Source organism: Candidatus Protofrankia californiensis (assembly GCF_900634765.1).
GTDB classification, from domain to species: domain Bacteria; phylum Actinomycetota; class Actinomycetes; order Frankiales; family Frankiaceae; genus Protofrankia; species Protofrankia californiensis.
Genome location: NZ_CAAAFT010000147.1, coordinates 20,614 through 22,086, shown reverse-complemented (window position 1 = coordinate 22,086; position 1,473 = coordinate 20,614). Strand labels below are relative to the sequence as shown.

2 protein-coding genes are annotated in these 1,473 nt (G+C 64.8%); one reads left to right on the top strand and one right to left on the bottom strand.

What is annotated here, in order from left to right; genetic code table 11:
• The coding region (locus DD1DGNOD_RS08710; RefSeq protein WP_283234671.1) for a GTP-binding protein at positions 1-494 on the bottom strand (494 nt) is incomplete at its 3' end.
• Positions 495-865: 371 nt separating this feature from the next.
• Here DD1DGNOD_RS08710 and rpsT point away from each other — a divergent pair.
• Complete coding sequence (gene rpsT / locus DD1DGNOD_RS08705; protein WP_131766047.1) at positions 866-1,135, top strand: 30S ribosomal protein S20; 270 nt, start codon at positions 866-868, stop codon at positions 1,133-1,135.
• Positions 1,136-1,473 lie beyond the last annotated feature (338 nt).

Sequence of the window (1,473 nt, the reverse complement as noted above, 5' to 3'; positions counted from 1 at the left end):
TGCGCCAGCTCGGCCGCGTACTTCTCCGGCTGCGCGGCCGGAAGATCGATCTTGTTGAGTACCGGGATGATCTGCAGATCGTTCTCGAGGGCCAGGTACAGGTTGGCCAACGTCTGCGCCTCAATACCCTGGGCCGCGTCAACGAGCAGCACCGCGCCCTCACAGGCCGCGAGCGACCGACTGACCTCATATGTGAAGTCGACATGACCAGGGGTATCGATCAAGTGCAGGACGTAGTCGCAACCATCATCGGCCTGCCACGGCAGACGGACACTCTGCGCCTTGATCGTGATGCCACGCTCGCGCTCGATGTCCATCTTGTCCAGGTACTGGGCACGCATGTTACGAGCCTCGACGACACCGGTGACACCGAGCATCCGGTCGGCGAGCGTCGACTTACCGTGATCGATGTGAGCGATGATGCAGAAGTTGCGGATCGACGCCTGGTCGACCGATGCCTGGTTGATACGACGGGGGTCGGAGGCTGGGGGCACGCGGAGTCTTCTCGTTTCGTCGGGACGGACTGTGTCATCGTGCCAGGGCCCGGCACACAAGGCTCGGCATGCCGGGGCCCGGCACACCAGGCTCACCGCGCCGGAAGCCGATGGTCACATCGGCGGATGCCGTCCGCAACGGCCGCTGGACGCCGTCCGCCCCGGCCGGTGGACGCCACGGACGCACCCTCCGGCGCGGCTCGTGGGTAAGTTGGTAAGGTTACCGATGTTTCCCGGGGCTGCTCGGCTTCTCCGGTGCCACCCGTGCACCGGCAGGTCGCCAACAGACCAGTCGTGAACAGGCCAGTCCTGGGCCGACACCGGGGTTCAACCGCCGCTCATACCGATTCGACAACCAGGGGTTCTTTCGCGTGGCCAATATCAAGTCGCAGATCAAGCGCAACCTCACCAACGAGAAGCGACGGCTGCGCAACAAGGCTGTGAAGTCCGAGCTGAAGACGGTCATCCGCCGCTTCCGGGTGGCCGTGGAGGCAGGCGACCACGAGCGCGCCGGCCTGGAGCTGCGCGTCGCATCGCGCAAGCTGGACAAGGCTGTCAGTAAGGGTGTCATTCACGCGAACCAGGCTGCCAACAAGAAGTCGGCGATGGCCGCACGGCACGCTTCACTGACCAACGTCTGACCTCAGGTCCAACCTCCGACCTCGGTCCACACGACGTCCCGCGGGCAGACTCACCAACGTCCTCACGGCGAGCTGGAGACTTGGGCCTCCCGGACCTCCCGGATCAGCTTTTCTCGATCCGGGAGGAACCCCGAGCGCATACAAGCATGATCGTGCTGCCTTCGGCCCATGGGCTTCGGGCCTTCGGCAGCGCGCAAAAGCCATCATCGTGCTGCCTTTGCTCCTCTGGCCCGTCCGTGGGTCTGCCCGATGTCGGCTATGCCTGCGCCGGTTCGGGGCATGTGCTGGCAGTGGTTCGGGGCATGTGCTGGCAGTGGTTCGGGGCATGTGCTGGCAGT